1 pseudogene is annotated in these 274 nt (G+C 65.7%); it reads right to left on the bottom strand.

Annotated elements, in window-relative coordinates:
* A pseudogene (locus ACEN88_RS35420) lies at positions 1-241 on the bottom strand (hypothetical protein); the annotation flags it as partial.
* Between the last annotated feature and the right edge of the window lie 33 nt (positions 242-274).

Here is a 274-nt window from a genome sequence, read left to right as displayed (position 1 = left end):
AACTGATCCCCGAGATCTGCGACGTAAGCGCGGTCGACTTCGCCGTGAGCGCAGCCGTCTTGGTCGCGAATTGCGCGGTGACGAGCGCGGGGACGAGCGTGCCGGTATCGATGCCCGAGCCGGCATTGAGCGACGTCAGCAGCGATTGCGTTGCCGCATTCACCACGCTCTGAGCGTTGGCGGGGGTCGCTGCGGGTGTGGGCGTCGGCGTGGCCGTCGTGCTGGTGGTCGATGTTACCATGGCAAAGTCCCTGCACGTGCGCGCTCTTTCACA

The sequence above is a fragment of the Massilia sp. CT11-108 genome, assembly GCF_047302915.1.
In the GTDB taxonomy this organism is placed as follows: Bacteria; Pseudomonadota; Gammaproteobacteria; order Burkholderiales; family Burkholderiaceae_D; genus Telluria; species Telluria orientalis.
This window is presented reverse-complemented; position numbering and strand designations above follow the sequence as displayed.